General features: G+C 54.8%; 1 protein-coding gene. It reads left to right on the top strand.

Annotation, left to right across the window (positions count from 1 at the left end):
• On the top strand, positions 1-2,161 hold a 2,161-nt coding region (locus ACH2CW_RS13170; protein WP_395058844.1), incomplete at its 5' end, for an efflux RND transporter permease subunit.
• Between the last annotated feature and the right edge of the window lie 505 nt (positions 2,162-2,666).

Genomic DNA, 2,666 nt, shown 5'->3' with positions numbered 1-2,666 from the left:
GGCACGCCTGCCCGAGCTGCAGTCCGGCTTGCCTGCATCCGTCAAAGTTGATGTGCTGAGCGACCGCACCACCGGCATACGCGCGTCCGTCATGCATGTGCAAATCGAATTGCTGCTGGCTGTGCTGCTGGTGGTGCTGGTAATTTTTGCTTTCTTGCACAGCTTGCGCGCCACCGTCATTGCCAGTCTGGCCGTGCCGATATCACTGATTGGCACCTGCGGCGCGATGTACATGCTGGGTTACAGCTTGAACAATTTGAGTTTGATGGCATTGACGATTGCTACAGGCTTTGTGGTTGATGACGCGATTGTGATGATTGAAAACATCTCACGCTATATTGAAGAAGGCATGGCACCCATGCAGGCCGCCATCACAGGTGCAGCGCAAATTGGTTTCACAATTATTTCGCTGACGGTGTCGCTGATTGCGGTGTTGATTCCACTGCTGTTCATGGGCGATGTGGTGGGGCGCTTGTTCAGGGAGTTTGCAGTCACGCTGGCCATCACCATTTTGATTTCTGCGGTGGTGTCTTTAACGCTGGTGCCGATGATGTCTGCAAGATGGTTAAAAAAGGCATCTCCCAAGAACGAAGAAGGCAAACTGCAACAGTTTTTCAGCGGCGTGATGACGCGCTATGACGGCGGGTTGACCTGGGTTTTGAAGCACCAGTTCATCACACTACTGGTGGCATTTTTAACGCTGGCACTCACGGTGCTCCTTTACTTGGTGATTCCCAAGGGACTCTTCCCTACACAAGACACAGGCCAGTTGCAAGCGCGCGTGCAAGCAACGCAATCCATCTCCTACGCCCGCATGGCCGAGCTGCAGCAAGCCACCGCCAAAGTAATTCTTGAAGACCCGGACGTTGAAAATTTATCGTCATTTGTCGGCGTAGACGCTGCCAACAACACCATGCTGCACACCGGCCGCATGCTGATCAATTTGAAAAAAGTACGCACAACCAGCCAGCAGGCGACGATAGCGAGACTAAAAGAAAGCGCCAGCAAAATTCCAGGTGTGACGCTGTACCTGCAGCCCACCCAAGACCTGACGATTGACGCTGAAACCGGGCCAACCCAGTATCGCGCATCGTTAGAAGGCTCAGACAACAAAGTGGTGGTGCAGTGGGCCAAAAAACTGGCCGAGCGCATGGCCACCCTAGCCAGCGTGCGCAATGTGGCGACGGATGCGGGGGCAACAGGCGCATCGGTCTTCGTCACCGTCGACCGCGACACGGCTTCACGCTTGGGCATTTCCACTTCTTCGATTGATGACGCGCTCTACAGCGCCTTCGGTCAGCGAATCGTCTCAACCATTTTTACCGAGACGAATCAATACCGCGTGATCTTGGAGGCTTTGCCCAATCAACTGACGACGGCCGCCTCACTGGGCAGCTTGCAGCTTAAAACCGGCGCAGGCGGCACCACGCCACTGGCCAGCATCGCTACCATCACCGAACGGCCTGCGCCGCTGCAAGTCACCAACGTCGACCAGTTCCCCGCCACCACACTTGGGTTTGACACAGCGCCCGGCACATCTCTGGGCAAAGCGGTTGACGACATTAAACAAGCCGCCAAGGACATTGCCCTGCCTGCCAGCGTGAGCCTGACTTTCTTGGGCGCATCCGGCGCGTACGAGGCATCGCTGGCCAGCCAGTTGTGGCTGATTTTGGCGGCGCTGGTATGTGTGTACATCGTGCTGGGTGTGCTGTATGAAAGCTACATTCACCCGCTGACGATTTTGTCGACGCTGCCGTCTGCGGGTGTGGGCGCGCTGCTGGCGCTGATGATCAGCGGCTCAGACTTGGGTGTGATCGGCATCATCGGCATTATTTTGCTGATCGGCATCGTCAAGAAAAACGCCATCATGATGATTGACTTTGCGATTGATGCGGAGCGAACGCAAGGCAAGTCGGCGCAGGAGGCGATTCATCAGGCGGCTCTTTTGAGATTCAGGCCTATTTTGATGACGACGTTGGCGGCTTTGTTTGCTGCTGTTCCTTTGATGTTGGGGTGGGGGGAGGGCTCTGAGCTTCGTCGTCCTCTTGGGCTGGCGATTTTTGGGGGACTTGTTGTTAGTCAGGTGCTTACTTTGTTCACGACGCCGGTTATTTATTTGGGGTTTGATCGGTTGGGACGTAAATTGGGTCGAAAAGGCTAGTTTTTACGTATGTTTTATGCCTCCAGACTAATGAATATGGGCGCGAGTAGCTTCTTAATTGATAGCGGTTTTAACTCTGCGGGGTTTGCCGGGAGTCGCCCGGCTGCGAGTCACTTTCTTTTGCTTCGCCAAAAGAAAGTAACCAAAGAAAAGGCGACCCGCAGTCTGGGTCCCTACGCTGGCGCTTCGGGCAACTTGCGGTGCTCGAAGGCAGCGGAATTTTTAGAAACTAGTCTGCTTTGCAGCCGTCGGACATCTAAAAATTTGTTTCCGCTGCCTCCTGCGCTCCTCAGCCCAGCCAGGACGGGTTGGGGAGATAAATTCGGATGCGGGGGCAGCCCTCACCCCAACCCTCTCCCGCAGGGAGAGGGAGGAAGTCCGAGTTCATTCCCTAAACCCGTCCCGGCTGGGCTTGAAAAAGCTGAAGGAGACGGATTAAAAAATTTAGATGTTCGACGGCTGCGCAGCAGACTAGTTTCTAAATTTTCCGGCTCCTTCAGCTTTT

It is taken from the genome of Polaromonas sp. (assembly GCF_043778355.1).
Taxonomy (GTDB): Bacteria; Pseudomonadota; Gammaproteobacteria; order Burkholderiales; family Burkholderiaceae_C; genus Polaromonas.
The sequence above is the reverse complement of the archived record's forward strand: the minus strand, read 5'-3'. Positions and strand labels throughout refer to the sequence as shown.